The 23948-nt window shown below is 70.6% G+C and carries 25 protein-coding genes, 1 pseudogene and 1 riboswitch; of the genes and pseudogenes, 13 read left to right on the top strand and 13 right to left on the bottom strand.

Annotation, left to right across the window (positions count from 1 at the left end; all coding sequences use genetic code 11):
* Positions 1-143: 143 nt before the first annotated feature.
* Positions 144-1031 carry a LysR family transcriptional regulator gene (locus ABH920_RS22420; RefSeq protein ID WP_370351037.1) on the top strand — a complete coding sequence of 296 codons (888 nt, stop codon included), beginning with the start codon at positions 144-146 and terminating at the stop codon, positions 1029-1031.
* Here the strand turns inward: ABH920_RS22420 and ABH920_RS22415 are convergent.
* Together ABH920_RS22415 and ABH920_RS22410 are read right to left on the bottom strand one after the other, a co-directional pair.
* Positions 1008-1259, bottom strand: a complete 252-nt coding sequence (locus ABH920_RS22415; RefSeq protein WP_370351036.1) for a hypothetical protein — start codon at positions 1257-1259, stop codon at positions 1008-1010. The two genes, ABH920_RS22420 and ABH920_RS22415, sit on opposite strands and share 24 nt — an antisense overlap.
* Positions 1260-1276: 17 nt before the next feature.
* Positions 1277-1350: riboswitch (guanidine-III (ykkC-III) riboswitch) on the bottom strand.
* 18 nt (positions 1351-1368) lie between these two features.
* A pseudogene (locus ABH920_RS22410) lies at positions 1369-1887 on the bottom strand (NAD(P)H-dependent flavin oxidoreductase); the annotation flags it as partial.
* A gap of 124 nt (positions 1888-2011) precedes the next feature.
* Here ABH920_RS22410 and ABH920_RS22405 point away from each other — a divergent pair.
* Positions 2012-2311 carry a hypothetical protein gene (locus tag ABH920_RS22405; RefSeq protein WP_370351035.1) on the top strand — a complete coding sequence of 100 codons (300 nt, stop codon included), beginning with the start codon at positions 2012-2014 and terminating at the stop codon, positions 2309-2311.
* Positions 2312-2508: 197 nt separating this feature from the next.
* Here the strand turns inward: ABH920_RS22405 and ABH920_RS22400 are convergent, their stop codons facing one another.
* The gene (locus ABH920_RS22400; RefSeq protein WP_370351034.1) at positions 2509-2925 is read right to left on the bottom strand and encodes a cold-shock protein; all 417 of its coding nucleotides are present in this window, start codon (positions 2923-2925) and stop codon (positions 2509-2511) included.
* A 223-nt stretch (positions 2926-3148) separates the two neighbouring features.
* Here ABH920_RS22400 and ABH920_RS22395 point away from each other — a divergent pair, with 223 nt between their 5' ends.
* Positions 3149-3376, top strand: a complete 228-nt coding sequence (locus tag ABH920_RS22395; protein ID WP_370351033.1) for a DUF5999 family protein — start codon at positions 3149-3151, stop codon at positions 3374-3376.
* A 50-nt stretch (positions 3377-3426) separates the two neighbouring features.
* On the opposite strand, the gene ABH920_RS22390 is transcribed toward ABH920_RS22395, so the two are convergent.
* On the bottom strand, positions 3427-4065 hold the full coding sequence (locus tag ABH920_RS22390; RefSeq protein WP_370351032.1) for an ABATE domain-containing protein: 639 nt from the start codon (positions 4063-4065) through the stop codon (positions 3427-3429).
* A gap of 383 nt (positions 4066-4448) precedes the next feature.
* Here ABH920_RS22390 and ABH920_RS22385 point away from each other — a divergent pair, with 383 nt between their 5' ends.
* The 8 genes from ABH920_RS22385 (at position 4449) to ABH920_RS22350 (ending at position 11000) form a co-directional block, all read left to right on the top strand.
* Complete coding sequence (locus ABH920_RS22385; RefSeq protein ID WP_370351031.1) at positions 4449-5369, top strand: ABC transporter permease; 921 nt, start codon at positions 4449-4451, stop codon at positions 5367-5369.
* A gap of 116 nt (positions 5370-5485) precedes the next feature.
* On the top strand, positions 5486-6175 hold the full coding sequence (locus tag ABH920_RS22380; protein ID WP_370351230.1) for an ABC transporter ATP-binding protein: 690 nt from the start codon (positions 5486-5488) through the stop codon (positions 6173-6175).
* A 29-nt stretch (positions 6176-6204) separates the two neighbouring features.
* Positions 6205-7302, top strand: a complete 1098-nt coding sequence (locus tag ABH920_RS22375) for an LLM class flavin-dependent oxidoreductase (protein ID WP_370351030.1) — start codon at positions 6205-6207, stop codon at positions 7300-7302.
* Between the two features lie 63 nt (positions 7303-7365).
* On the top strand, positions 7366-8439 hold the full coding sequence (locus ABH920_RS22370; RefSeq protein WP_370351029.1) for an ABC transporter substrate-binding protein: 1074 nt from the start codon (positions 7366-7368) through the stop codon (positions 8437-8439).
* The gene (locus ABH920_RS22365) at positions 8436-8948 is read left to right on the top strand and encodes a hypothetical protein (RefSeq protein ID WP_370351028.1); all 513 of its coding nucleotides are present in this window, start codon (positions 8436-8438) and stop codon (positions 8946-8948) included. The genes ABH920_RS22370 and ABH920_RS22365 overlap by 4 nt, the downstream gene beginning before the upstream one ends.
* On the top strand, positions 8945-9475 hold the full coding sequence (locus ABH920_RS22360) for an acyl-CoA dehydrogenase family protein (protein ID WP_370351027.1): 531 nt from the start codon (positions 8945-8947) through the stop codon (positions 9473-9475). The genes ABH920_RS22365 and ABH920_RS22360 overlap by 4 nt, the downstream gene beginning before the upstream one ends.
* Positions 9476-9707: 232 nt before the next feature.
* A complete protein-coding gene (locus tag ABH920_RS22355; RefSeq protein ID WP_370351026.1) occupies positions 9708-10241 on the top strand; it encodes a ricin-type beta-trefoil lectin domain protein in 534 nt (177 codons plus the stop codon).
* Between the two features lie 159 nt (positions 10242-10400).
* Complete coding sequence (locus ABH920_RS22350; RefSeq protein ID WP_370351025.1) at positions 10401-11000, top strand: RICIN domain-containing protein; 600 nt, start codon at positions 10401-10403, stop codon at positions 10998-11000.
* A gap of 93 nt (positions 11001-11093) precedes the next feature.
* Here the strand turns inward: ABH920_RS22350 and ABH920_RS22345 are convergent, their stop codons facing one another.
* The 3 genes from ABH920_RS22345 to ABH920_RS22335 all read right to left on the bottom strand — a co-directional run bounded on the left by ABH920_RS22345 (position 11094) and on the right by ABH920_RS22335 (position 14375).
* Positions 11094-12164, bottom strand: a complete 1071-nt coding sequence (locus tag ABH920_RS22345; RefSeq protein WP_370351024.1) for a beta-propeller fold lactonase family protein — start codon at positions 12162-12164, stop codon at positions 11094-11096.
* A gap of 143 nt (positions 12165-12307) precedes the next feature.
* A complete protein-coding gene (locus ABH920_RS22340) occupies positions 12308-13747 on the bottom strand; it encodes an alkaline phosphatase family protein (protein WP_370351023.1) in 1440 nt (479 codons plus the stop codon).
* A 154-nt stretch (positions 13748-13901) separates the two neighbouring features.
* Positions 13902-14375, bottom strand: a complete 474-nt coding sequence (locus tag ABH920_RS22335) for a MarR family winged helix-turn-helix transcriptional regulator (protein ID WP_370351022.1) — start codon at positions 14373-14375, stop codon at positions 13902-13904.
* A gap of 144 nt (positions 14376-14519) precedes the next feature.
* Between ABH920_RS22335 and ABH920_RS22330 the strand changes: the two genes are divergently transcribed.
* Both ABH920_RS22330 and ABH920_RS22325 read left to right on the top strand, forming a co-directional pair.
* Entirely contained in the window at positions 14520-15398 is an 879-nt protein-coding gene (locus ABH920_RS22330; protein ID WP_370351021.1) for a class III extradiol ring-cleavage dioxygenase, read from the top strand.
* A 50-nt stretch (positions 15399-15448) separates the two neighbouring features.
* Complete coding sequence (locus ABH920_RS22325; protein ID WP_370351020.1) at positions 15449-16384, top strand: NADP-dependent oxidoreductase; 936 nt, start codon at positions 15449-15451, stop codon at positions 16382-16384.
* Between the two features lie 68 nt (positions 16385-16452).
* On the opposite strand, the gene ABH920_RS22320 is transcribed toward ABH920_RS22325, so the two are convergent.
* From ABH920_RS22320 to ABH920_RS22295, 6 genes are all read right to left on the bottom strand, one after another.
* The gene (locus ABH920_RS22320) at positions 16453-17010 is read right to left on the bottom strand and encodes a cysteine hydrolase family protein (protein ID WP_370351229.1); all 558 of its coding nucleotides are present in this window, start codon (positions 17008-17010) and stop codon (positions 16453-16455) included.
* Between the two features lie 151 nt (positions 17011-17161).
* A complete protein-coding gene (locus tag ABH920_RS22315) occupies positions 17162-18829 on the bottom strand; it encodes an MFS transporter (protein WP_370351228.1) in 1668 nt (555 codons plus the stop codon).
* 110 nt (positions 18830-18939) lie between these two features.
* Complete coding sequence (locus tag ABH920_RS22310) at positions 18940-19389, bottom strand: MarR family winged helix-turn-helix transcriptional regulator (protein WP_370351019.1); 450 nt, start codon at positions 19387-19389, stop codon at positions 18940-18942.
* Positions 19390-19430: 41 nt separating this feature from the next.
* Positions 19431-20882, bottom strand: a complete 1452-nt coding sequence (locus ABH920_RS22305; RefSeq protein WP_370351018.1) for a sensor histidine kinase — start codon at positions 20880-20882, stop codon at positions 19431-19433.
* On the bottom strand, positions 20863-21540 hold the full coding sequence (locus ABH920_RS22300) for a response regulator transcription factor (protein ID WP_370351017.1): 678 nt from the start codon (positions 21538-21540) through the stop codon (positions 20863-20865). The genes ABH920_RS22305 and ABH920_RS22300 overlap by 20 nt, the downstream gene beginning before the upstream one ends.
* A 3-nt stretch (positions 21541-21543) precedes the next feature.
* A complete protein-coding gene (locus ABH920_RS22295; protein ID WP_370351016.1) occupies positions 21544-23730 on the bottom strand; it encodes an MMPL family transporter in 2187 nt (728 codons plus the stop codon).
* Positions 23731-23948 lie beyond the last annotated feature (218 nt).

Here is a 23948-nt window from a genome sequence, read left to right as displayed (position 1 = left end):
CTGCGTCGCTCTGCGTCGTTCAGCGTCGCTGTGCTTCCCCTCAAGCCTCGCCATCGGGAATTAGTACTGTCCAACACGAGTTCCCGATGTCATTGAGCACCGGCTCTGCTGAATGCTCCTGAGCTCCGTGGCTGATGATTTCCGTGGCTGATGAGATGGGGACCGGCGTGGAACTGCGCCAACTCGAGCACTTCGTGGCCGTCGCCGAGGACTGCCATTTCACCCGCGCGGCCAAGCGCCTGCACATCGCCCAGTCCGGGCTGTCGGCGTCGATCCGGTCGCTGGAGCGCGAGCTCGGCGCGCCGCTGTTCCTGCGCAGCACGCGCCAGGTGCGGCTCACCGCAGAGGGCCAGGCGCTGCTGGTGGAGGCGCGCAAGACGCTGGCGGCCGGCGACGCCGCCAAGGGCGCGGTCGCGGCGGTGCGGGGGCTGCTGCGGGGCACGCTGTCGGTCGGCTCGTTGCAGTGCCTGCACGCGGTGCACGTCCCCGCGTTGCTGGCCGGGTTCGTGCGGGAGCACCCCGGGCTGGAGGTGAGCCTGCGCCACGGCGGCTCCGGCGATCTGATCGACCGGGTCCGCACCGGAAGCCTGGACATCGCCTTCGTCTCGCGGCCCCGGCAGATCCCGGAGGAGGTCGTGGTCAGCGCGCTGGACCGCGAGCCGCTGGTCCTGGGCTGTGCCCTGGACCACCGGTTCGCCGACTGCGACGAGGTCAAGCTCCAGGACCTCGGCGACGAGCGGTTCGTCGACTTCACCGCGGACTGGGGAACGCGCGACCTGGCCGACCGGGTCCTGGCCGAGGCCGGCGTCGAGCGCCGGGTCGCGCTGGAGGCCTCGGACGTGCACTCGCTGCTGGACCTGGTCTCCTTCGGCCTGGGCGTCGCGCTGGTCCCGCAGTCGTTCACGGTGAAGACCGACCGCGTGCGGTTCATCCCGCTGGCCGGGGACGTGCCGCTCTGGGAGACCGTGGCGGTGACGGCCGATCCGACCGGCAAGGCCGCGGCGGCGCTACTGGCGAAGGTCGGCGCCTGAGCCACGGACCATCGCGAGCAGACCCGCACCCGACACCAGTGCCCAGACGCCTTCCAGCAGCAGGAATCCCCACTGGCTGCCCGCTATAGCCGCGACGGTCAGCACAGTGGAGCCCACGAAGTTGAGAAGGAGATAGCGGGCTGATCGCTGCTTCAGCCAGCCCCTCTGCGCGGCCACGAACGCGGCCAACACGAGCATCGAACCGATGATCTGCACTACCTGTTCCACGACGAATCAGCTCCCAAGGAGCGTCGTCTTGGCAGTCCGGGTACGGCGCACATCTCGTCCGGGATCGCCCGGCAGAATCCAGGACGACCGGTGCCTATTGTCTCACATGCGCCTGACCGGCCCACCACATGCCGCCCTCGACGTCGCCGTCGCGGAGCACCTGCTGCCTGGCGCGCTTGCCGGAGGCCAGGTCGGCGACGTCGGCGAACGTGGCCTCGGGCAGGCACCGATGCGGGCGATGTCCTGCGAGACGGTGTCGCGGGCGACTCGGGCGGTGTTGCCGCGTTCGTCGTTGGCGACGATCCGCGCCTTCGCATTGGGATGGATCGGCGCCTCCTCGGTCGCCTCGAAGCGGGTACCCATGTTGATCGCGCACGCCCCGAGGGCCGGCGCCGCGACGAGCCCGGCGCCGGTGGCGAAGCCGCCCGAGGCGATGACCGGGATGGTCAGCCTGCGGTCCGCGGCCGGGATGAGGACCAGGCCGGGGACGTCGTCCGGCCCGGGGGTGCGGCGCCGGGTTGCGGCCGGCAGTTTCCACGATCTTGGCGCCGGAGTCGATGATCACCGCACGGTAGTCGTCGCAGGGCACCGGATCGATGGTCGGAAGGATGGTGAGGTTGACGCCGAACGCCGGCATCCGCATCCCGTCGTGGTGACGGATTCGGGTCCGGTGCGAGGATGCGGGAGTGTATAGGTACCTGACTGTTCGCTCGGACTGCCGCTACAGCGAGAGCGTCCCCGCGCGTGTGCTGGTGGAACTTCTGGATTCGGTGCCCGGGCTTCGGAGGACCGACCTGGCCTGTTACGAGGCTGAGGGCAGCCTCGACTGGCTCCATCTCGCCCTGATCGCGTGCGACAGCGCCGGTAACTATGCCGTCCACAGGGGAAAAGTTCCTGAGCGGGTCAACATGGTGGAGCTGATCTGTTCCTCCGACCGCCCCCGCGCCGGCGAAAACGCACAAGCGCTGGCGGTAAGGCTGGCCGACGCACTCGGTTGGGAGGTCGCTGACCCCGATGCCGACGAAGTCCTGCAAACAGGCCCGACTGAATGACTCCCGGCAGAGATGCCTCCGGCAGGACCAGCGACCGGGATCGTGCGGATGCAGGGCGACCAAGTCACCCTTGCTCATGACGCCGATGCCGAGCGGCGTCAGCGCGGCGGCCGGCGCCGTCGCGGTGCCCGGTCCGGCGAAGGGCGCCACGGGTTTCACGAACCCGCGGCGCCGTTCTGTCAGCGGTCAGCGATCCGTCAGCGATCCGCCCAGCCGTGCGACTGCGCCAGCGCGACGACCCGCTTCCTGATGTCAAGGATCTGCGATCCGAGCAGCGCCGGTTCGGTCCGGAGCAGGATCTCGGTGAGGTCGCGCTCCAGGTCCGCCGCTGACAGCACGTCGCACATGTCGTCGCCGTCGTCGGCCGGTGCCCCGGCGCGCCTGGCGTCGGGCCGGAAGCGGGCCGGCTCCGTGGACACCACGGTCACGTTGGACGCCTTCGGCCCGCGATCGCCCTGGTCCGGGGTGAACTCGACGATCCGGCCCGCGACGATCATGCTCTTGTCGTCCAGCAGATCGTTCACGTGGACGAAGACATCTTCGCCTCCGGAATCCGGCGCCACGAACCCGTAGCCCTTGATCCGATCGAACGAAACGATCGTTCCCCTCGCCACTCCGACCACCCACATTCCTCGACAGCCACCGGTGAGCCCCCCGGGTCCACACGTTACCGGCCGCCATTGCCTCTATTCATTAGTAAACTTTCCTAATATCTTGGGACGAGGCCCCCCGGCCGGCGCGACAGCACCCACGAAGATGCACCACCCCCGCCCCGCAGCCGTAACCTCTGAGGATGGAACCGGCGGCCACGCCGCCCCGACCCTGGCGAGAACCGACATGAAGACGACCAGCAGGAGACCCGCTCCCCCACACCAGACTTGCACCCACCAGCCCGCTTGCCCCCCGGCGCAGGCCCCGGACCACGACGCGGCCAGCATCGTCACCACGCACCCGAAGCAGGGCTGGTCGCTGCTGTGCAACGGCATCGTCACCTTCGACGACACCGGTGAACTGCTCCCCGACGGCCGCTCGGTCACTCCGCACCGGCCGACGGACGTCCACTGATTCAGCTGTTTGCACACAAGACCTCGGCAATCCGCCGAACCCCCGCCGCCTCAGTGGTATCCGGGGTGCCGCTGCCGGTACTTCGCCGAACTCGCCTTCTCCCCGCACGACGCCATCGTGCACCAGCGCCGCGAACCCGGCCGCGACCGGTCGACGAAGAACAACGAGCAGTCGTGCGCCGTGCACTCCCGGATCCGCAGCGCGTACGGGCCGGTGAGAAGGTCGATCGCGTCACGGGCGATCAGCGCGAGGATGCCGGCCAGTGATGAGCCGTCGCAGGGCACTGCGGTGAACCCGTCCGCGCCGAGCAGCGCCGTCGGAGGCGCGGCCGCCGCGACCGCCGCCGCGTTGACGGTCTCGATGTCCGCGGCCGGGTGCGTGGTGCCGTCGACGCGGGCCCGGGCCAGGCGGTAGAGCGCTTCCCGGAGCGCGTGGGCGCCGCCGAGGAGGTCCGGGGTGATCTCGTCCTCCGGTTCCGGCAGTCCCGCGACGCGGCACCAGGTGCGCAGTTCGTCCGGCCCCGGCAGGAGTTCGCGGTCGCCGAGGCGCCGCTTGGCCACGGTGGCGACGAAGTCCAGGCAGATCCGGCCGGAGCGGAACGGGAATCCAGCCCGGCGCAAGTCCTTGGTGGTCACCTCGCCGCCCACCCGCACACCGCTGCGCGTCTGCGTGACGAATGCTTCGCTCATCGAGCCTGTCCGCCCCCTGATTCCGTCGAACGGCGAACCGTTCTCGTGGTGAACATCCAGGTTAGCGCTGCATCTCAGCATGCGTGAGTGGTTTGACAACTCACGCGAGCGCCGTGAAACTAACGCACCATGAGGCATCGGACCCGGCGTCTGGTCCGCCGGCACGTCGTGGACAACATGACGTACACCGGCAGCACCTGTATGCGCTGATCTTCGCTTTCCGCGCTCCCTTCCTCTTTTCTGCGACTTCTCTCGCGACCTCCCACGGCGTCCGCGACGTCCGCATCGGTCTGACCGAAACCGCCCGGCAGCACGCCGCGCGGGACCGTGCACCCTGCCCGTCGGCGACGACGACGCGCATCCGATCCCCAGGAGGTAGAACCGTGACCGCTGCCCCACCGCACATCGCAGAGCTCGAAGCAGCCACCGCGGCACCGGCGCCGGGACTGGCACACGCACTGGTGCCGGCACCGGCGCCAGCACTCGCACTGGCCGCGCGTGACCTGGTCACCATCCGCCCGGCCCGCCACCGCCCCGGCCCGCGCGTCCCCCGCCCCGCACGCCGCGCGCTCGGGCCGCTGCTGGTGCTGTTCGGCTGGTACGTCGCCGGCGCGACCGGCGTGCTGTCCGCCACCACCCTCGCCTCGCCGGAAGACGTGCTCAAGCAGGGCTGGGAACTGGTCCGGAAAGGCCAGCTGCCCTCCGCGATCTACGCCTCCGGGCAGCGCGTCGTGATCGGCTTCGCGATCGGCGCGGTCATCGCCGTCGCCCTGGCGCTCGTCGCCGGGCTGTTCCGGCTCGGCGAAGACCTCGTGGACGCGACGGTCGGCATGGTCCGCACCATCCCGTGGGTCGGGCTGATCCCGCTGTTCATCATCTGGTTCGGCATCGACGAGGCCCCGAAGATCGCCCTCGTCGCCCTCGGCGTGGCGATCCCGCTCTACTTCAACCTCCACGGCGGGATCCGCTCCGTCGACCCGCAGCTCGTCGAGGCGGGCTCGACGCTGGGACTGAACCGCTGGGGCCTGGTCCGGCACGTCATCCTGCCCGGCGCCCTGCCCGGTGCGATGGTCGGCCTGCGCTACGCGCTGGGCAGCGCGTGGCTCGCGCTGGTGTTCGGCGAGCAGATCAACGCCACCAACGGCATCGGCTACCTGATGAACAACGCCGAGGAGTTCTTCCAGACCGACGTCATCGTGGTCTGCCTCGTGACGTACGCGGTCCTGGGGCTGCTGTGCGACCTGGTCGTGCGCGTCCTCAGCGGCAAGGTGCTGGCGTGGCGCCCGTCGTTCGAGGGGGCGTGATCGCCGTGACCGGCGCCGAAATCCTCGCCCCCGACACCCGCGACGCCGACGCCGACGCCGCCACCAATGCCGCCGCCCCCAACGACGCCAATACCACCGCCACCGCGCCGAACGCCGTGACCGTCAGAGGCCTGACTCGCGCCTTCGACGGCCGCGTCGTCATCGACGGGCTCGACCTCACCATCGCCCCCGGGGAGTTCGTGGCCCTGCTCGGCCACAGCGGCTGCGGCAAATCCACCCTGCTGCGCGTGCTCAGCGGCCTCGACACGGAGATCTCCGGCGAGGTCACCGTGCCACGCGAGCGGGCCGTGGCGTTCCAGGCGCCGCGGCTGCTGCCGTGGAAGCGGGTGTGGCGCAACGTCGTGCTCGGCCTGCCCGGCCGCCCCGACCGCGGACTCGCCACCCGCTACCTCGACGAGGTCGGCATCGCCGCGCGCGCCGGGGACTGGCCCAAGACGCTGTCCGGCGGCGAGGCCCAACGAGTCGCGCTGGCCCGGGCGCTCGTGCGCGAGCCGGCGCTGTTGCTGCTCGACGAGCCCTTCGGCGCCCTCGACGCGCTGACCCGCGTCAAGGCCCAGCACCTGGTCGCGGACCTGTGGCAGCGCCACGGCTGCGCGGTACTTCTGGTCACGCACGACGTCGAGGAGGCGGTCCGGCTCGCCGACCGCGTCCTCGTGATGCGCGACGGCGTGATCGCGCACGCCGGCCCCGTCGATCTGCCGCGCCCCCGCGACATCACCGACCCCCGCTTCGTCCGGCTGCGCGCCCGGCTGCTCGCCGAACTCGGCGTCGAGACCGGCCACTGACCACGTATTCGAGCTGAAGGGAGCGGGCCATGCCCGTCGAGTTCATCAGTGCCATCAACGCCAACCGCGCCTCCGACGTCGACCCCGGCGCCGGCAACGGGTTCGACCACGAGTTCGCCCTCGAATACGCACGCGTGCTGGACGAAGGAGGGTTCGACTACACCCTGGTCCCGTACAGCTCCAGCTGGATCGACGCCAACCAGTTCGCGCAGTTCGTGGTCAACCACACCGAACGCCTCAAGCCGATGCTCGCGCACCGGCCCGGCGTGATCTTCCCGACGCACGCCGCGCGCGCCTTCGCCACCCTCGACCAGATCGGCCGGGGCCGGCTGGCGATCCACATCATCGCCGGCGGCCAGGACGTCGAGCAGCGGCGCGAGGGCGACTACCTGTCCAAAGCCGAACGGTACGCGCGCGCCGACGAGTACATCCAGATCCTGCGGCGTGCCTGGACCGAGACCGAGCCGTTCGACCACGAGGGCCCGTACTACCAGTTCGAGGGCTTCCGCTCCGAGATCCGGCCGTATCAGGACGCGATCCCGGTCTCGGTCGGCGGTTCCTCCGAGGAGGCGTACCGGGTCGGCGGCCGGCAGGGCGACATCTTCGGTCTGTGGGGCGAGCCGCTGGCGGAGACCAAGCAGCAGATCGATTCGGTCAACGCGCAGGCCGACGCGGCGGGCCGTCCGCATCCGCGCATCTGGGTCTCCTTCCGCCCGATCGTCGCCGCCACCGACGACCTGGCCTGGGAGCGGGCCCACGAACTGCTCGGCCGGATCGAGACCGGGTACGCCGACCGCGCCGCCCAGCGCCACTACCCGAGGGCCGGGACGGCCGTGCCGCAGAACGTCGGCTCGCAGCGGCTGCTCGCCCTCGCCGCGCGCGGCGAGCTGCACGATCGCGCGCTGTGGACCGCGCCGGCCAAGGCGACCAACGCCGCCGGCAGCTCCACCGCCCTGGTCGGCAGCCCCGAGACGGTCGCGGCCGCGCTGCTGGACTACGTCGACATCGGCTGCGAGCTGCTCTCGATCCGCGGCTTCGACCCCTTCGACGACGCGATCGGCTACGCCAAGCACGTCCTGCCGCTGGTGCGCCAGGAGCTCGCGCACCGCCGGCCCGCCGCTGTCTGATCCCAGATCCCCCGTCCCTCTGTTCCGACATCTGTCCGACCCATCAGAAATCAGGAGCCATATATGTCCGCGCTGCGCAGGCCGTCACGCCTGGCCGCCCTGATCGCCGCCACCGCCGCCACCGCCGCGACCGCCCTGGCCGCGTCGGCCTGCGCGAGTTCCACCTCCCCGGCCGGCACCGCCAAAGCCGCCGACGCGCAGGGCGCCGACCCGTCCTCGGTCACGCTGCGCGTCGGCGTGACCGGCTGGAACAACTTCGAGGCCGCGCTGAAGGTCGCGGGCCTGGACGACACCCCCTACCACGTCAGCTGGTCCGTGTTCAGCGGCGGCAACCTCCAGCTCCAGGCCATCCAGTCCGGCGCGCTCGACGTCGCCGACAGCAGCGAGATACCGCCGGTCTTCGCGGCCGCGGGCGGCACGGTGAACTTCAAGGTCGTGGCCGTGCAGAAGGCAAACACGCTGCTGCAGGAACTGGTCGTGGGCAAGGGATCGGCCGTCACGAGCGTGGCCGGGCTCAAGGGCCGCAAGGTCGGCTACGTGCAGAACACCACGGCGCAGTACTTCTTGGACAAGCTGCTCGTGCAGGCGGGGCTGTCCTGGAAGGACATCACTCCGGTACCGCTGACACCGAATCAGGGCGTCGCGGCGCTCAGCTCGGGCTCCATCGCGGCTTTCGCCAGCTACGGCAACTCGATCATCACCGCGCACGCCGGCGGCGCCACCACCATCGGCTCCGGCGAGCAGATCCTGTCCGGCAACTTCCCGTGGGAGGTGTCGAACTCTCTGCTCGGCGACGCCGGGCAGAAGGCGGCGCTCGTGGACCTGCTCGTCCGGATCAACAAGGCCTACGCCTATATCCGCGACGGCCATCAGCAGCCTTTCGCGCAGGCCACGGCGACCGCCACCAACGAGCCGGTGAGCGAGGCGCTGAGCCAGCTCACCGCGGACGAGGCCCAGCAGCAGACCCGCATCGTGCCGACCAGTACCGCCGCGATCGCCTCGGAGCAGGCCGTCTCGGACGTCTTCAGCGGTATCAATGCTCTGCCGAAGACGGTCACGGTGCCGTCCTTCTGGTCCACCGACCTGGACGCCGCGTTCGCCAAGGCCCTCGACGCCGCCGGGGAGCCGACGTCATGAGCATTCTGGACGACCTGAACCCGGTCACGGCCGCACTGGCCGCCGACGCGGACCACTACGACCGCTCGGGCGAGTTCCCCGCCACCGGTATCGAGGCCGTGCACAAGGCCGGGCTGCTGACCGCGCTCGGCGAAGGCGACCCCTCCGTCGCGCTCGTCTCCGCGATGACGCTGCTCACGCACCTGCGGCAGGCACAGCGTCCGCATTTGCCGCAGGAGCTTTACCAGCAAGTGCTGAAGAGCTCAGCAGAACGTCCGACGCTGCTCACCGCGGCGCGCGGCGGACTGCCGGCGACCGTCGCCAGGCGCACCGCCGAGGGCTGGTCGGTCAGCGGCCGCGAGCGGTTCGTCACCGGAGCCGACGGGCTGTCCAACTATCTCGTCTGGGCCGGGACCGACGAGCCGGCGCCGCGCATCGCGACGTTCGCGGTGCCCGCGGACCGCCCGGCATCACGGTCCACCACGACTGGGACCAGCTCGGCCTGCGCGCCAGCGGCAGCCACGACGTGAGCTTCGTTGACGTCGAGATCCCGGCCGGGCACATCCTGGACCCGGTCGAGCGCGGGGCCGGAGCCGAGCAGGACAACAAGGGCCTGGCCGCGCTCGGGCTGACCGTCGCGGCGATCTACCTGGGCGTCGCGCACGCGGCGCAGAAGGCTTTCCACCGCTTCGCGCATGAGCGCATCCCCGCGAACCTGGGGCACCCGATCGCGCGCACCGACCGCTTCCGCGACGCGGCCAGCGAGATCGAGGTGAACCTGGCCGGGGCACGGCAGCTGCTCTACTCGGTCGCCGACCAGTACGACCGCGGGGAGGACCCGGAGCCGAAGGCCGCGCAGTCCGCGCGGATCCTGGCCGTGCGTCAGGCGAACGCGGCCGTGGCGCTGGCGGTGCGGTTGCTCGGCAACCCCGGGCTCAGCCGGGGGTTGCCGCTGGAGCGGCACCTGCGCGATATCCAGTTCGCCGCGGTCCACGCGCCGCAGGACGACATCGTGCTGCGGCAGCTGGGGACGGCCGCGTTGGACGCCGGGGCGTGACTGCGCTTCCCGAAATCCTCAAAATCTCAGAGTCCTGACTCCTAGCCGCAGCGCAGCCGCAGGCGCGCAAAAGCACCGCCTGTCGCGTCAAGCCGGCAAAACGGCAGCTCCTCCACAAGATTCACCCCCGCGCCGACTCCCAGCCGTCGTTGACAATCCTGAACCAGGGTCCGTATGCCTGACTACGGCGCATATTGTCGGCGTCGACATCCATTTCGAAGGAGTCACCTCGATGACCAGTGGACGCATTCGATCCGCGCTTCAGCCCGCACACCGCTCGCGGTTCGCGATCATCGCGGCCCTGTCGCTCGGTGCCGTGGTGACCGGCGCGGGGACCAGCTCCGCCGCCGTCGCTCCGATCACCGGGCCCGTCTACGGCCTGCACGGACTCTGCATCGACGACACGGCCTTCGGCACGGCGGACGGCACCCCGGTCCAGATCTACCAGTGCAACAACGGCAGCAACCAGCAGTGGACGCTCACCAACCCGCAGTTCGGCCAGAACACCACGCTCACCGTCTACGGCAAGTGCCTCGACGCCCAGGGCGGCGGTACCTCGGACGGCACTCCCGTCGTCCTGTCGACCTGCACTGGCGCCTCCGACCAGGCATGGACCCTGGAGTACGCCGGGGCCTGGGTCAACGTGAAGTCCGGAAAGTGCCTCGACGACACCGCATACGGCAACTCAGGGACCCCGCTGCAGATCTGGGACTGCAACAACGGCAACAACCAGTACTGGCACGCCGCCGGGCTGCCGACCGGCTGAGCCTCCCGCAGACCGCAGGGTGGCCCTCGTAGCGAATATGGGGAGCCCGATGCTTGAACATGGGGAACCGCTCCCGATCCGGGTGACGTGCCGCCGGCCATAACTTGTCAGTGACCGGCCGGTCGTCCACTGTCTCCCGATCGAATGGACACAAGTCCCATGAACAAGATCTTCGGGCTGCTCGCCCCCGCGGTGGCGCTCACCGCCGCCGCGGTCGCGGGCACCGGGGCGGCCGCGGCCCAGGCCGCGCCGGCCCCCGCCTCGCACGCCGGCTCGCACGTCGTCAAGCCCTTCGACGGCGTCTTCGAGCCGATCCGGAACGTCGGCAACAACCTGTGTCTGGAGCCTACCCAGCCGGCCGGGCCGAACTCGCCGGTCCTGCAGGAGCCCTGCGCACAGCCTGGCACCCCCGGCAACGATTTCATCCTGCAGGGCTGGCAGACCATCCAGCTCAGCGGCAGCACGTACAAGTTCATCAACAACGGGAGCGGCGCCTGCCTGTTCGCGTTCACCAGCGCCCACAACGGTGCGCCGATGGGCCTGGACACCTGCCGCAACGTCAGCAACGAGGAGTTCGACGCGCACACCACGCTGCCGAACGTCAGCGTGCTGGAGTCGAAGATCGGCTTCAGCGACACCGGGTTCTGCATGGACGTCCCCGGCGCCTCGACCAACACCGGGCTCCAGCTGCAGCTGTTCAACTGCAACGGGACGCTCGCACAGCGCTGGGTCATCGGCTTCCCGCCGCCCGCGCCGTGATCGCAGGGTACTGATCAGCTGATCGACACCCGTTCCCGCAGCTTTCCGACAACGGAGCTGCGGGAACGGGCGTCAGGCCTCTGACATCAGGCGTCAGGACGCGGGAGCGAACACGATGTCCACCGGCGCGGAGTCCAGCGCGGAGGTACCGGGCCCGCCCGGAATCTGCGCGACCACCTTGCCCGAGGCGGTGTCGATCACCGACACGCTGCCGGACAGCGTGTTCCCCACCCACACCTGCGTGCCGTCAGGCGTCACGCCGATGGCCGTGGGCAGCGAACCGACAGTGATCGTCGCGGTGGTGCGGCCGCTGTGCGCGTCGAGCACCGAGACGCTGTTGGAGTTGATGTCCGCGACGTAGAGCTTCGAACCGTCCGGCAGCACGCCGACCGACCAGGGCTCGGCGCCGGCCGGGAACGTGTGCTGGACCGACCGGGTCCGGGTGGAGATGGCCAGGACCTGGTCCTCGTCCGGGGCGGTCGCGTACAGTTCGGCGCCGTCGGGGCTGAGCGCCAGGCCCTGGACGTCGGCGGGCGTCGGCACGACACCGACGGTCCGCCGCGACTTGGTGTCGATGACGGAGACGCCCTGCTCGGTCCCGACGTAGGCCCGGCTGCCGTCGGCGCTCAGGACGATCCGGCGGGGCGCGGTGCCGACGGTGATCTGGCCGGTGACCTTCAGCGAGGCGGTGTCGATCACCGCGACCTTGTTCGAGCCGCCGGGGCCGGTGTCGCCGCCGGTGACCGTGGCGTAGACGGTCTTGCCGTCGGGCGAGACCGCGACGTCCTGCGGGTAGGCCCCGACCTGGATCGTCGTGCTCTGCTTCGACGCGACGTCGTAGACGAGCACGCCGTACTGGCCGGTGTTCGCGACGTACAGCTTCTTGTGGTCCGGCGACAGGGCGATGCCCATGGCCGAGTCGTTGCCGTAGGTCGGGCCCTGGGCGCCGGTGCGGGTGTTGAAGGTGGCGACGGCGTAGCCGCCGGCCGCCGCGACGTAGACCTGGTAGCCCGGCGAGCCGGCTGCGGCGGCCGGCACGGCCGCGACCGGGACCTGCGCCGCCGCAACGGGGTGCGCCTTCGACGAGGCCGTCGTCGACGATCCGGCCGCGATCGCGATGGCGCCGACCGCGACGACGGCGACCGCCGCGACGGACGCCGCCACCCGCGGACCCCGACCCCGACCCCGGCCTCGGCCCCGAGACGCAGGCCGGGCAGCGGGCTCAAGCACACCAAGGTCGCCGTCGAAGGACTGCGAACTGTCGTTGGACATGAAGGATCCTCCTGTCAGTTCTTCGAGTCGCGCGCTCAGGCGCCGGGACGGGGACGCGGACGGCTGCCGTGCTGCTGTCCGGGCATCGACTGCTCCACGCCGGGCAGCGTCGGCGCGGGCAGCGTCGCGATCTCGCGGACCGCGCGGGCCAGCGGGCGCTTGGTGTCCGGCAGCTGCGGGGCCTGCCGGGTCGGGAAGCCGAGCGCCGAGGTCAGGTCGCTGAAGGTGTCGCGGCGCCACTGCGTGATGTTCGGGATCCCGACCCCGGTCAGCCGCTCCAGGAACTGCAGGGTGGAGGTGTGGTCGGAGGTGGCGCTGCTGATCCAGCCGCCGGCCGTCCACGGGGAGACGATGACGCACGGCACCCGGAAGCCGCCGCCGATCGGCACGCCGTCGACGAACTCGCCCGCGGTCCCGGCCGGCGGGGTGGGCGGCGGGACGTGGTCGAACAGGCCGTCGTTCTCGTCGTAGTTCAGGATGAACACGGTCTTGGCCCACACATCCGGGTTGGACGCGATGGCGTCGATCTTGCCGGCGACGAAGTCCGCGCCGGCCGCCGGGGTGTAGTCGGGGTGCTCGGACTGCCAGCTGGTCGGCAGGATCCAGGAGACCGTGGGCAGCTTGTCGTGCGCGGCGTCGTGCTCGAACCGGTCGGCGGAGTACGTGCGCAGCGCGTTCTGGTACAGCGGCGAGGAGACCGGCGCGTTCGCGATCTTGTCGAAGTACTCCAGGACGTTGGTGCCGTAGTTGTCCACCTCCTGGTAGACCCGCCACGACACGCCGGCCTCGGTCAGCGCCTCCGGGTACGACTTCCAGCGGTAGAGCTGGTTGTGCTGGTTGCTGATGATCGGACCGCCGTCCACCCCCGCGGGGTCGATCCACGCGCTCATCAGGTAGAGCCGGTTCGGCCACGTCGGGCCGAGCAACGAGCAGTGATAGTTGTCGAGGATGGTGAAGTTCTTCGCCAGCGCGAAGTGGAACGGGATGTCGTCCTCGGTGTAGTAGCCCATCGTGTACGGGCCGTTCACGCCGTCGGCCGCACGGTGCGCCGGCAGCCAGTTGTCCATCTTCCCGTTGTTCCACGCGCTGTGCTGCACGCTCCACGCGTGGCTGGTGGACGGGATGGCCTGCGCACTGCTGGCCGAGGTGTTCAGGTGGAACGGCAGCGTGTACCCGTCAGGGTTCTGCGGATCCGGCTGGTGGAACACGGACTTGCCGGTCCCGAGGGTGATCGCGGCCGGGTCGCCGAACCCCCGCACCCCCGGCAGCGTCCCGAAGTAGTGGTCGAACGACCGGTTCTCCTGCATCAGGATCACCACGTGCTTGATGTCGGACAGCCGGTTCGGCCGCCCGGTCCGCGACGGAGCCGCGGCCAACGCGCGCTGCACGTTCTGCGGCAGGAACTCCGCCGCCAAAGCCGCCCCGCTCAGCGCTCCAGCCGAGGTCAGCAACCTGCGTCGGGAGATATCGGGCATCGAGGGTCCTCCTTCGCCGTGGCGGTCGGGGCGAAACGCCCTCGCCGAGCCTGGTCGCAGCGCACTGCTACGACGCCACATAGTAGTGACGAGGCGGTTACGGCTGGCCGACGGTTTCGCTGCCGAGCGGTGGCGCGCGGCGCGGGGAGGGGCGCTACCCCCCTTCGAGTTCGCCGCGCACGGTCGCCGCGACACGCGAGAGCGCCACGCCGAGCTGACGCCGCTGGGCCGCGCTGAGCGGATCGAACACGAGCCGCCTCACCTGCGCGACGTGCTCCGGCGCGCTTTCCACGAGCTTCTGTTGCCCGGCTTCGGTCAACGTCGCGAGCGTGTAGCGACCGTTGGCGGGGTCGGGACGCCGGACGACCCACTCGCGGGCCTCGAACCGGTCCATCGTCTTCGACATGCGCGGCAGGGTGCTGTCGGAGCCCCGGGCCAGATCGCTCAGCCGGATCGTGACGTCGTCGGCCATGGAGAGCCGGGCCAGAACGCCGTACTCGAAGTTGGAGATGCCGGCGTCTCGTTGCAGCTGGCGGTCGAGGGCTGCCGGGAGGGCGATGACGACGGTGAGCAGGTCCTGCCACAGGGCCTGCTGGTCGTCGTCGAGCCAGGGCGAGGGTTGGTCCATGCGCCCCATCATACTTGCCTGGTCAACTCACGTGACTTGCCAAGGCAAGTCCCGAGGCGTAAGTTCTGACTTGCCTGGGCAAGTGAGAACCGAGTTTGGCCAGGCTCGTGACGACGCTGGACGACGCTGAAGGAGCCGATGGCGATGACCGGAGCAGACCGCTCGACGTCGCATTCCCGATCGCAGACACCGGCCGGGGCGTACGACGACCACCTCGCCAGGGTCCTGCCCCGGGCGCGGGAACAGCGCGTGTGGACTCCCGCCGACGGCCCGCTGCCGAGCCTGTTCGTCAGCCACGGCGCCCCGTTCACCCTCGACGACCCGCGCTGGCTCGGCGACCTGTTCGACTGGGCCCAGGCGATGCCCAAGCCACGCGCCATCGTCGTCGTCTCAGCCCACTGGGAACAGGCGCCGGTCGCGATATCGGGAGCCGCGGCGGCGACCCCGCTCTACTACGACTTCAGCGGCTTCCACCCCCGCTACAAGACGCTGCCCTACGCGACCCCGGACGCCACCGACCTGGCCCGGCGCCTCACGGGCCTGCTCGGCCGGACCCCGGTGCACGAGTTCACCGACCGCGGCCTCGACCACGGCGCGTTCATCCCACTCATGGCCATGTACCCCGCGGCGGACGTCCCGGTCGTGCAGCTCTCGATGCCCAGCCTGGATCCCGGTGCCCTGCTCGGCCTCGGCGCGCGCCTGCGTCCGCTGCGTGACGAAGGCATCCTCGTCCTCGGCTCGGGGTTCATGACGCACAGCTTCGCCGTGTTCCGGCGACCGGAGCTCGCGATCGACACCGCAGCGTTCGACGAATGGGCCGTGGACGCTCTCGTCCGAGCCGACGTCGACGCCCTCGCCGACTACCGCGCCAAGGCGCCCGGCGCCGCGATCGCCCACCCCACGGCCGAGCACTTCGTCCCGCTGCTGCTCAGCGTCGGCGCCGCCGACGACCCCGGCAGCGCGGTGAGCGCCATCGACCGCATGGTCATGGGCAACTCGACGCGCTCGGTGCAGCTGACCTGACTCATCGATCCATCACCAATCCCTCACCAATCCCTCCCGGAGGAAAACCCATGAAGGCAATACGTTTCCACGAGTTCGGCGGCACGGAGGTCCTGCGCTTCGAGGACGTCGAGCAGCCGGTCCCCGGCGCCGGGCAGGTGCTGGTGCGGGTGGCGGCCACCTCGTTCAACCCGGTCGACGACCACATCCGCGCCGGCGCCCTGGCCGAGATGCTGCCGATCGCCCTGCCGCACGTGCCGGGCATCGACCTGGCGGGCACCGTCGCCGAACTCGGCGCGGACGTGACCGGCCTGGAAGTCGGCGACAAGGTCGTCGCGATGCTGCCTTTGGACTCGGCCGGCGGCGCCGCCGAGTACGTGCTCGTCTCGGCCCAGGACCTGGCCCCGGCGCCCACGAGCATCGACCTGGCCGACGCCGCGGCGCTGCCGCTGACCGGCCTGGCGGCCTGGCAGGCGGTGTTCGAGCTGGCCGAGCTGAAGCCCGGGCAGACCGTCCTGGTCAACGGGGCCGGCGGCGCGGTGGGCAGCCTCGTGGTGCAGCTCGCGGTCGACGCCGGTGCGCACGTCACCGCGGTGGACGTGCCGGAGCACGCCGAGCGGCTGCGCGGCTACGGCGCGGACCGGGTCGTCGGTCCCCTCGACCTCGCCGCGGGCCCGGCCGCCGTGGGCGGTCCGTTCGAGGTCGTGGTGAACCACGTGCGCGTCTCCCCGGACGAGCTCGCGCAGCTCACGGGCTACGTCGCCGACGGCGGGGTCGCCGCCAGCTCGGCCGGCCCGATCCCGGAGGACCCGGCGCGCGGCGTGCGCAGCGCGAGCCTGTGGGTCCGCAGCGACGGCGCGCAGCTGGCCGAGCTGGTCGCCAAGGTGGACGCCGGCCGGCTGCGGATCCACGTCGCCGACCGGCGCCCCGTGGCCGAGCTGGCCGCCGTGCACGAGGACGCGGGCGCCGGGCGGCTGTCCGGCAAGACGGTGCTGATCGCTCCGTGATCGGACGCTGATCGGGCCCTGATCGACCCGGCCGGGCCGTCTGCCGATTCGGCAGGCGGCCCGGCCGCTCACGCGCCGAGCGTCTTCACCCACTCCTCAACAGTGACGACATCAGCCTGCCGCGGAAACAGCTTCTCGGTCAGCACCCGATGCACCTCCGGATTACCGTCCAGGCAGCCGTCGGCCAGCACGGTGAGCTGGTAGTCCAGATCGGCGGCCTGCGTGCACGTGGACAGCACGACCCCGCTGGTGGCGATGCCGCTCAGCACCAGGTGCCGGATGTCGCCGGACCGGAGCACGACGTCGAGATCGCTGCCCGCGAACGCGCTCACCCGCTTCTTGGTGACGACGACGTCCCCGGGAAGCGGCGCGACATCCGGATGGATCTCAGCACCGGCATCGCCCTCGACGAACCGGCCCGTCTGCGACACGGCGGCGAAGGTCTTGTTGCGCAGGCTGACCTCCGGGTGTCCCGGGCGGAACCCGACCACCACGTAGACGACCGGGACGCCGGCCGTCCGCGCGGCGTCGATCGCACCGCGCAGGCGCGGCAGGTAGTCGGCGTCCGGGAAGCGGTCCACGATGTCCCGCTGCACGTCCATCACGAGCAGGGCGGTGTCTGACACGTTCACTGAGCGTTCTTCTCCTGAATCCGTTATCGGCCCGCGCGGCGGGGTGCCGGTGTCAGAGGATGCATTTTCCTGGCAGCATCGCACCGGTCGGGCTGGTATACCAGGGTTCTGATTTAGATTCCCGTTGTTTCAGGATGGCGACAGCTCACTGTCCTTTCGTCGAAGCAGCCGGCTGGTCCGCGCCGGCCTGGCGGTGGCGGCCGCGCAGCACCGAGGCGAGCGCCCCGATCAGCGACATCGCCGCCGCCGCGCTGAAGACGATGACCAGTCCGTGGTGGAAGGGCCCGGAGACGAGTTCGGGGAAGAACCGGTTGCCGGTCAGGGTCTGGACGTTGTGCGCCGGCAGCGTGTGCAGGACGCCGCTCGGCGCGAGCAGGTGGGAGATCGGGTTGTTGCCCAGGAACGTGGCGAACAGCGTGCTCACCGGCGGCAGCCCCGCGACCTGTTGAGCGGTGTCGGCCGGCACGCCCTGCGCCTGGAGGCCGGTGTTCAGCGTGTGCGGCAACGTGCTCGCCAGGCCCGTGATCATCAGCGAGAAGAACAGCCCGATCGACAGCGCCGTGCCCGAGTTCTGGAACGTCGCGCGCATCCCGGAGGCCACCCCGCGCTGGTCCGGCGGTACGCTGCCCATGATCGCCGACGTGTTCGGGGCCGAGAACATCCCCTGGCCGATCCCGCTGAGCAGCAGCAGGGCGGCGAAGGCCGGATACGGGAAGTCCACCGGCAACAACAGCAGGCCGATGAACGCGGCCGCGACCAGTATCAGACCGCTGGTGGAGAACAGGCGCGCGCCGAACCGGTCCGACAGGTACCCGGACAGCGGTCCGGCGATGAGGAACCCGACGGTCAGCGGCAGCATGAAGATGCCGGCCCACAGCGGGGTGCGTTCGAAGGTGTAGCCGTGCAGCGGCAGCCAGATGCCCTGGAGCCAGATGATCAGCATGAATTGCAGCCCGCCGCGGGCGATCGCGATCAGCAGCGCCGCCAGGTTCCCGGCGGCGAAGGCCCGGATGCGGAACAGCCCGAGGTTGAACATCGGATCGGCGATCCGGGTCTCGGCGACGCAGAACACGACCAGGAGCAGGAACCCGCCGCTCAGACCGCCGAGGACCCAGGGGTTCGTCCAGCCCGTCGAGTGGCCGCCGTAGGGCTGGATGCCATAGGTGATGGCGGCCAGCAGCGATCCGGCCCCGGCGGTGAAGGTGATGTTGCCGACCCAGTCGATGCGGCCGGGTTTGCGGGTGCCGACCTCGCGCAGGCTGCGGTAGGACCAGATGGTGCCGATCACGCCGATCGGCACGCTGACCCAGAACACCGCGCGCCAGTCGATCGCGGCCAGCAGTCCGCCGGCCAGCAGCCCGAGGAACATCCCGGCGAGCGCGGTGATCTGGTTGACGCCGAGCGCCATGCCGCGCTGCCGCGCCGGGAAGGCGTCGGTGAGGATGGCCGCGGAGTTCGCGGTCAGCATGGATCCGCCGACGGCTTGCACGACGCGGAACCCGATCAGCCACAGCGCGCCGCTGCCGCCTTTCAAAGGGTCGACCGACAGCGCGAGCGAGGCGCACGCGAAGATCGCGAAGCCCATGTTGTACATCCGGACCCGGCCGAACATGTCGCCGAGGCGGCCCAGGGCGACCACCAGCACCGCGGAGACCAGCAGGTAGCCCAGGATCATCCAGAGCAGGTAGCCGATGTTCCCCGGGGCCAGCGGGTCCAGGCCGATGCCTCGGAAGATCGCCGGCAGCGAGATGATCACGATCGAGCTGTCGACGGCGGAGATCAGCACGCCGAGGGTCGTGTTCGACAGCGCGATCCACTTGTAGCGGCCGTCTTTGTCACTGCCGTCTTTGCTGTCTTTGTAGCGGCCGTCCTTGTAGCGGCCGTCCTTGCCCTGGACGCCGGACAGGTCCTTCGACACGGCTCTCACAGTCGCTCCGCGAGTCGGTTCAGCAGCGGCAACACGGCGAGCATCGCGTCGCGTTCGGTCGGCGTGAACTCGGCGTCGAGGACCGCCGCTATTCGCCGCACCGATTCGGACCGCCGGCCGATGAGCAAGGTCCGGCCCGCGTCCGTCACCGCGACGACCACGCGACGGCCGTCATCAGGGTGCTGACGACGGCTCACCAGGCCCCGCTCCTCCAGCGTCGCCAGAGTCACCGCCATGGCCTGCGGCCGTACCCGCTCGGCCTCGGCCAGCGAGCTGGGGGAATCCGGGCCCTCGCGGTCCAGGCGGGACAGGACGGAGATCTCGGAGAGCGCCACGTTCCCCACGGGGTGGGCCTGCCGCAGGCTCCGCGCGGTGCGGCCCACGACCAGCTGCAACTCCGCTGCGAGCTCCTGAGCGTCGGCCGCCGGCCGATCCGTCTCGTCCACAACTAGTTACTTTAGCTTAATTAATGTGAAGTAACTAAGCCCTACCGATCGACGGCCGGCAACCGCACGGTGAACGTCGCCCCGCGCTCGTCGCCCCGCGCGGGATCGGAGTCGGTGACGTCGATCGTCCCGCCGTGCGCCGTGACGATGTCGCGCGCGATCGACAGCCCCAATCCGGTACCCGCAGTCGCTCCCGGCCCGCGTTCCCGCGCGGTCTGGAGCCGGACGAACCGGTCGAAGATCCGCTCGCGATCCGCGAGGGGGATCCCGGGGCCGTCGTCGATCACCTCGACGACGGCGGTCTGGGGCCCGTCCATCGTGACCCGCACGCGAATCTGCGCCGTCGCGTGCCGTTCGGCGTTGTCCAGCAGGTTGCGCAGCAGGCGCGTGAGCTGGTCCGGATCGCCGGCGACCCGCACGCCGGCCTCGTCCTCGGCCCCGGCCCCGGCCTCGACTTCGACGGCGATGGGGATCCGGGACGGCACGGCCTCGACCGCAGCGACCGCGGCGACGGCCAAGCCGTGCAGATCAACCGGCTCGTGCCGCGCCACCAGCGTGTCGTCGTCGGCGCGGGCATGCAGCAACAGGTCGTCGACCAGGCGTTGCAGCCGCGCGGCCTCGGCGACGGCACGCGCCGCGAGCTCGGGCCAGGGCGCCCGGTCGGGGTGCGCGAGGCCCACTTCCATCGAGGTGCGGATGGCGGTGACCGGCGTCCGCAGCTCGTGCGAGGCGTCGGAGACGAAGCGGCGCTGCCGGGCGGCGGAGGTCTCCAGGCGCCCGAGCATGATGTTGAGGGTGCGGGCCAGCCGGCCGATCTCGTCGTCGCCGTCCGGTTCGGGGATGCGGCGGTGCAGGCCGCTGCCGGTGATCTCGGCGGCTTCGGCCCGCATCCGCTCGACCGGACGGAGCGTACGGCCGATCAGCAGCCAGGAGATGCCGATCGCGCCGAGCAGCACCACCGGTACGGCGTAGAGAAGGTGCCCTCTGATGTCGCTGGTCAGGATGCTGAGAAGCCGGGTCGGGCCGCCGGCGTAGACGACGACCGGCGTCGAGCCCACCACGTACCGCTGCGCGGCGACCTGTTCGTCCTCGTGCCCCACCAGGCTCGGTGACGGCTTGGGCGACGTGCTGCCCGCCGCGAGCGTGTACATCGCGGGCCGCCCGGCGACGTTCTGCGTGGCGGCCACGACCTGGCCGGAGGAGGAGTCGACGACCTGCGCCCACATCCCCGGGTCGCCGGGAGCCGGAGGCAGCGGCGTGGGCCAGCGGCCGTCGGTGGCCGAGCGGGCGACGGATTCGGCGTAGGCGTTCAAGGTGGTGGTCTCGTTCGACCGCACGGAACTGACGAGCGTGGCGACCAGCACGGCGGTCGCCAGCCCGACGGTCACGGTGATCGCCAGCGCGGCCAGCGCGGTGAGCCGCAGCCGCAGCGAGCGGCTGCGAGGACGGTGCCGGACGCGGCTGCGAAGGCGGCTAAGAGGTCTGCGGTTCAACGCGATACCCCGCTCCCCGTACCGTCTCGATGAGGCGGGAGCCGAACGGCTCGTCCACCTTCCGGCGCAGATGGTGGATGCGGACCTCCACGACCGCCGGGTCGGATTCGGAGTTCTCGTCCCAGCAGTGCGCCAGCAGCTCCGCCTTCGACACCGCACGTCCTTCGGCCCGCAGCAGGTACTCCAGCACCGCCAGCTCCCCCGGTGTCAGCGTGACGGTCTGCCCGGCGCGCCGGACGACGCGGGTCGCCGGGTCCAGCGTCAGGTCGCCGGCGGTCAGCAGCGCCGGGCGCGGCTTGCCGCCGCGCCGCAGCAGGGCCCGCATCCGGGCCAGCAGGACCGGGTACGCGAACGGCTTGGTGAGGTAGTCGTCGGCGCCGAGGTCCAGCCCTTCGGCCTGGTCGAGGTCGGCGTCCATCGCGGTGAGCATCAGGATCGGCGTCCAGTTCCCGGCCTCGCGCAGGCGCGCGCAGATCTGGTAGCCGTCCAGGCCGGGGAGCATGACGTCGAGGACGATCAGGTCGAAGTCGTGCTCGGTGGCCTGCCACAGCCCCTCGTCACCGTCGACGGCGAGCACGACGGTGTACCCCTCGGCCTGGAGTCCCCAGGTCAGGGATGCACCGGTGGATTCGTCGTCTTCGATGACGAGGACTCTCATGGCTCAAGCATGCACGGACGGGTGCGGGGTCGGCGCGTCCGCCGAGCCGTCGTCAGCGTCGGCTGCGTCCTGTGCGTCCAGCGCGTGACCCGGTGCCGAGGGCTTCACGCGCAACAGCCGGGCGGCCCACGCGGGCAGGTACCAGTTGGCACGGCCGAACAGCACCACCAGCGCCGGGGTGAGCAGCGTCCGCACCACCACGGCGTCGATCAGGACTCCGGCGGCCATGCCGGTGGCCATCATCTTGATGGTCACGTCCGGGGCCGACGACAGCGAGGCCAGGGCCAGGAACAGGATCAGCGCGGCACTCGTGACCAGGCGTCCGGTCCGGCTGACACCCTCGACCACGGCGTCATTCGTGCGTCCGGTGCGGTCGTAGGCCTCCCGGACCCTGGCAAGGATGAACACCTCGTAGTCCATCGACACCCCGAACAAGAACGCGAACAGCAACATCGGGACGAACGGACTGATCGACCCTGTCGCCGGGATGCCCCACAGGCTCTTCGACCCCCAGCCGAGCTGCCAGATCAGCACCAGCACCCCGTATGCGGCGCCGACCGACAGCACGTTCAGCGCGACCGCCTTGGCCGGCAGCAGCAGCGAGCGCATGCCCCGGGCCAGCAGCACGAAGGTCAGCAGCGCGACCACACCGAGCAGCACCGGGAACCAGCTGGACATGATGTGCGTGACGTCGGTCGACTGCACCAGGTCTCCGCCGATCATGGCGTTGTGCGGCACGGCGGCGTGCAGGTCGGCCAGCGCCGATCCGGCGTGCGAGGTGCCGATCTCGCTGGTCGGCAGCCCCATGATCACCGAGCTGCCGGAGTGCTGCCAGGCCGGGTTGTCGGCGACCAGGACGCCGTGCATCGACGGCAGCGCGCGCAGGGTCGCGGCGGTCGCCGCCGGGTCGGTGCCGGCCGGGAGCTCGATCGGGATCGAGGTCAGGACGCCGGTCGGGAAGCCGTCGTGTTGCAGCGCGGCCAGGCCCTGCTGCGCGGGTCCGTTCGCGGCCAGCGACGTCGAGGCCGGCGATGCGATGTTGATGGTCAAGCCGAACGCGCACAGCGTTCCCAGGATCGCCAGCCCGGTCACAGCCGCCGTCTTGGGCCGGGCCACGATGGCCTTCGCGGTCCGGGTCCACATCGCCCCGGGTCCGGTGCTCTTGCGACGACGCAGCCGGATCTTGTCCAGCCGCGGCCCGACCGTGGACAGCAGCAGCGGGATGGTCGTGAGCGCCACCAGCGCGGCGATCGACGGGATGAACAGCCCGGACAGCCCCACGCCCTGCAGGAACGACACCGGCACCACGATCAGCGCGAACAGCCCGAGCGAGGCGATGAGCGCGCTGAACGCCACCGAGTGTCCGGCGCGCTTGACCGCCCGCACGACCGCCTGGCGGTTGTCGGCGCCCCGATCCCGTTCCTCGCGCCAGCGGTTGACCAGCAGCAGCGAGTAGTCGACCGACAGGCCCAGGCCCAGCAGGGCGACGATGAACTGCACCGAGGGGTTGATGTGGATGCTGGTCACGTAAGTCAGGCCGTAGATGGCCAGCTGCATCGTCAGCACCGAGACCAGCGCCGACAGCAGCGGCAGCGGGGCCAGCGCCGAACCGAACACCCAGGCCAGCACGATCAGCGCGAGCCCGACGCCGACCAGCAGCTCGGTCAGCACGCTGGACCCGCCGCCGGTGCCGCCGGCGGAAAGCTGCTCGATGCCGGTCTGGTGCACGACGGCGCCCGGGACGTCCCCGGTGATCGCCGAGCCCATCGCGTCCAGCACCGGCGCGTCCACCGCGTTACCGCTGACCGGCGGGTAGACCATCACCAGCGTGGACGTCCCGCCGGAACCGACCAGCGCCTGGTCACCGGTGGTGGCGAAGGACAGGTCGCGGACCCCGGGCACGCCGGCGGCGACCTTGTCGGCGGCCGTGAGGCCGGCCTTGACCGCCGGGCTGTCGGCGGTGACACCGTGCGGCAGGTCGACCACCAGCACGCTGGGGTTCGCGCCGACGCCGCCGTACTCCTTCTGCAGCGCGACGTTGGCGTGATAGCTGGCCGTGTTGACGGTCGTCCCGCTCTGCAGACGGCCGCCCACGTTCGGCGCCATCAGCACCCCGACGATGGTCACGACGACCCAGGCCAGGGTCACCACCAGCCGGTGACGCAGGAGCAGCGCACCGAAGCGTTCCACGATCTCCACCTCCTAGAACCGCCTGATCCGCGGGCACGGACCGGCTACGGTCCCGGACGCTAGGTGGGGACACCTTTCGTTTCGCTTAAGCGCGGCTAGCCGACCTTTGCTATAGCAGACGCACCTTTCGTTTCGCCTAACATCGAGGGCTCGTGCAGGGACAACGTTTCGGGCACGTTAGAGGCACATTGCTATAGCAAATCTCCAAGCCGATCCTT

The sequence above is a fragment of the Catenulispora sp. EB89 genome (assembly GCF_041261445.1).
Classification (GTDB): domain Bacteria; phylum Actinomycetota; class Actinomycetes; order Streptomycetales; family Catenulisporaceae; genus Catenulispora.
This window is presented reverse-complemented; position numbering and strand designations above follow the sequence as displayed.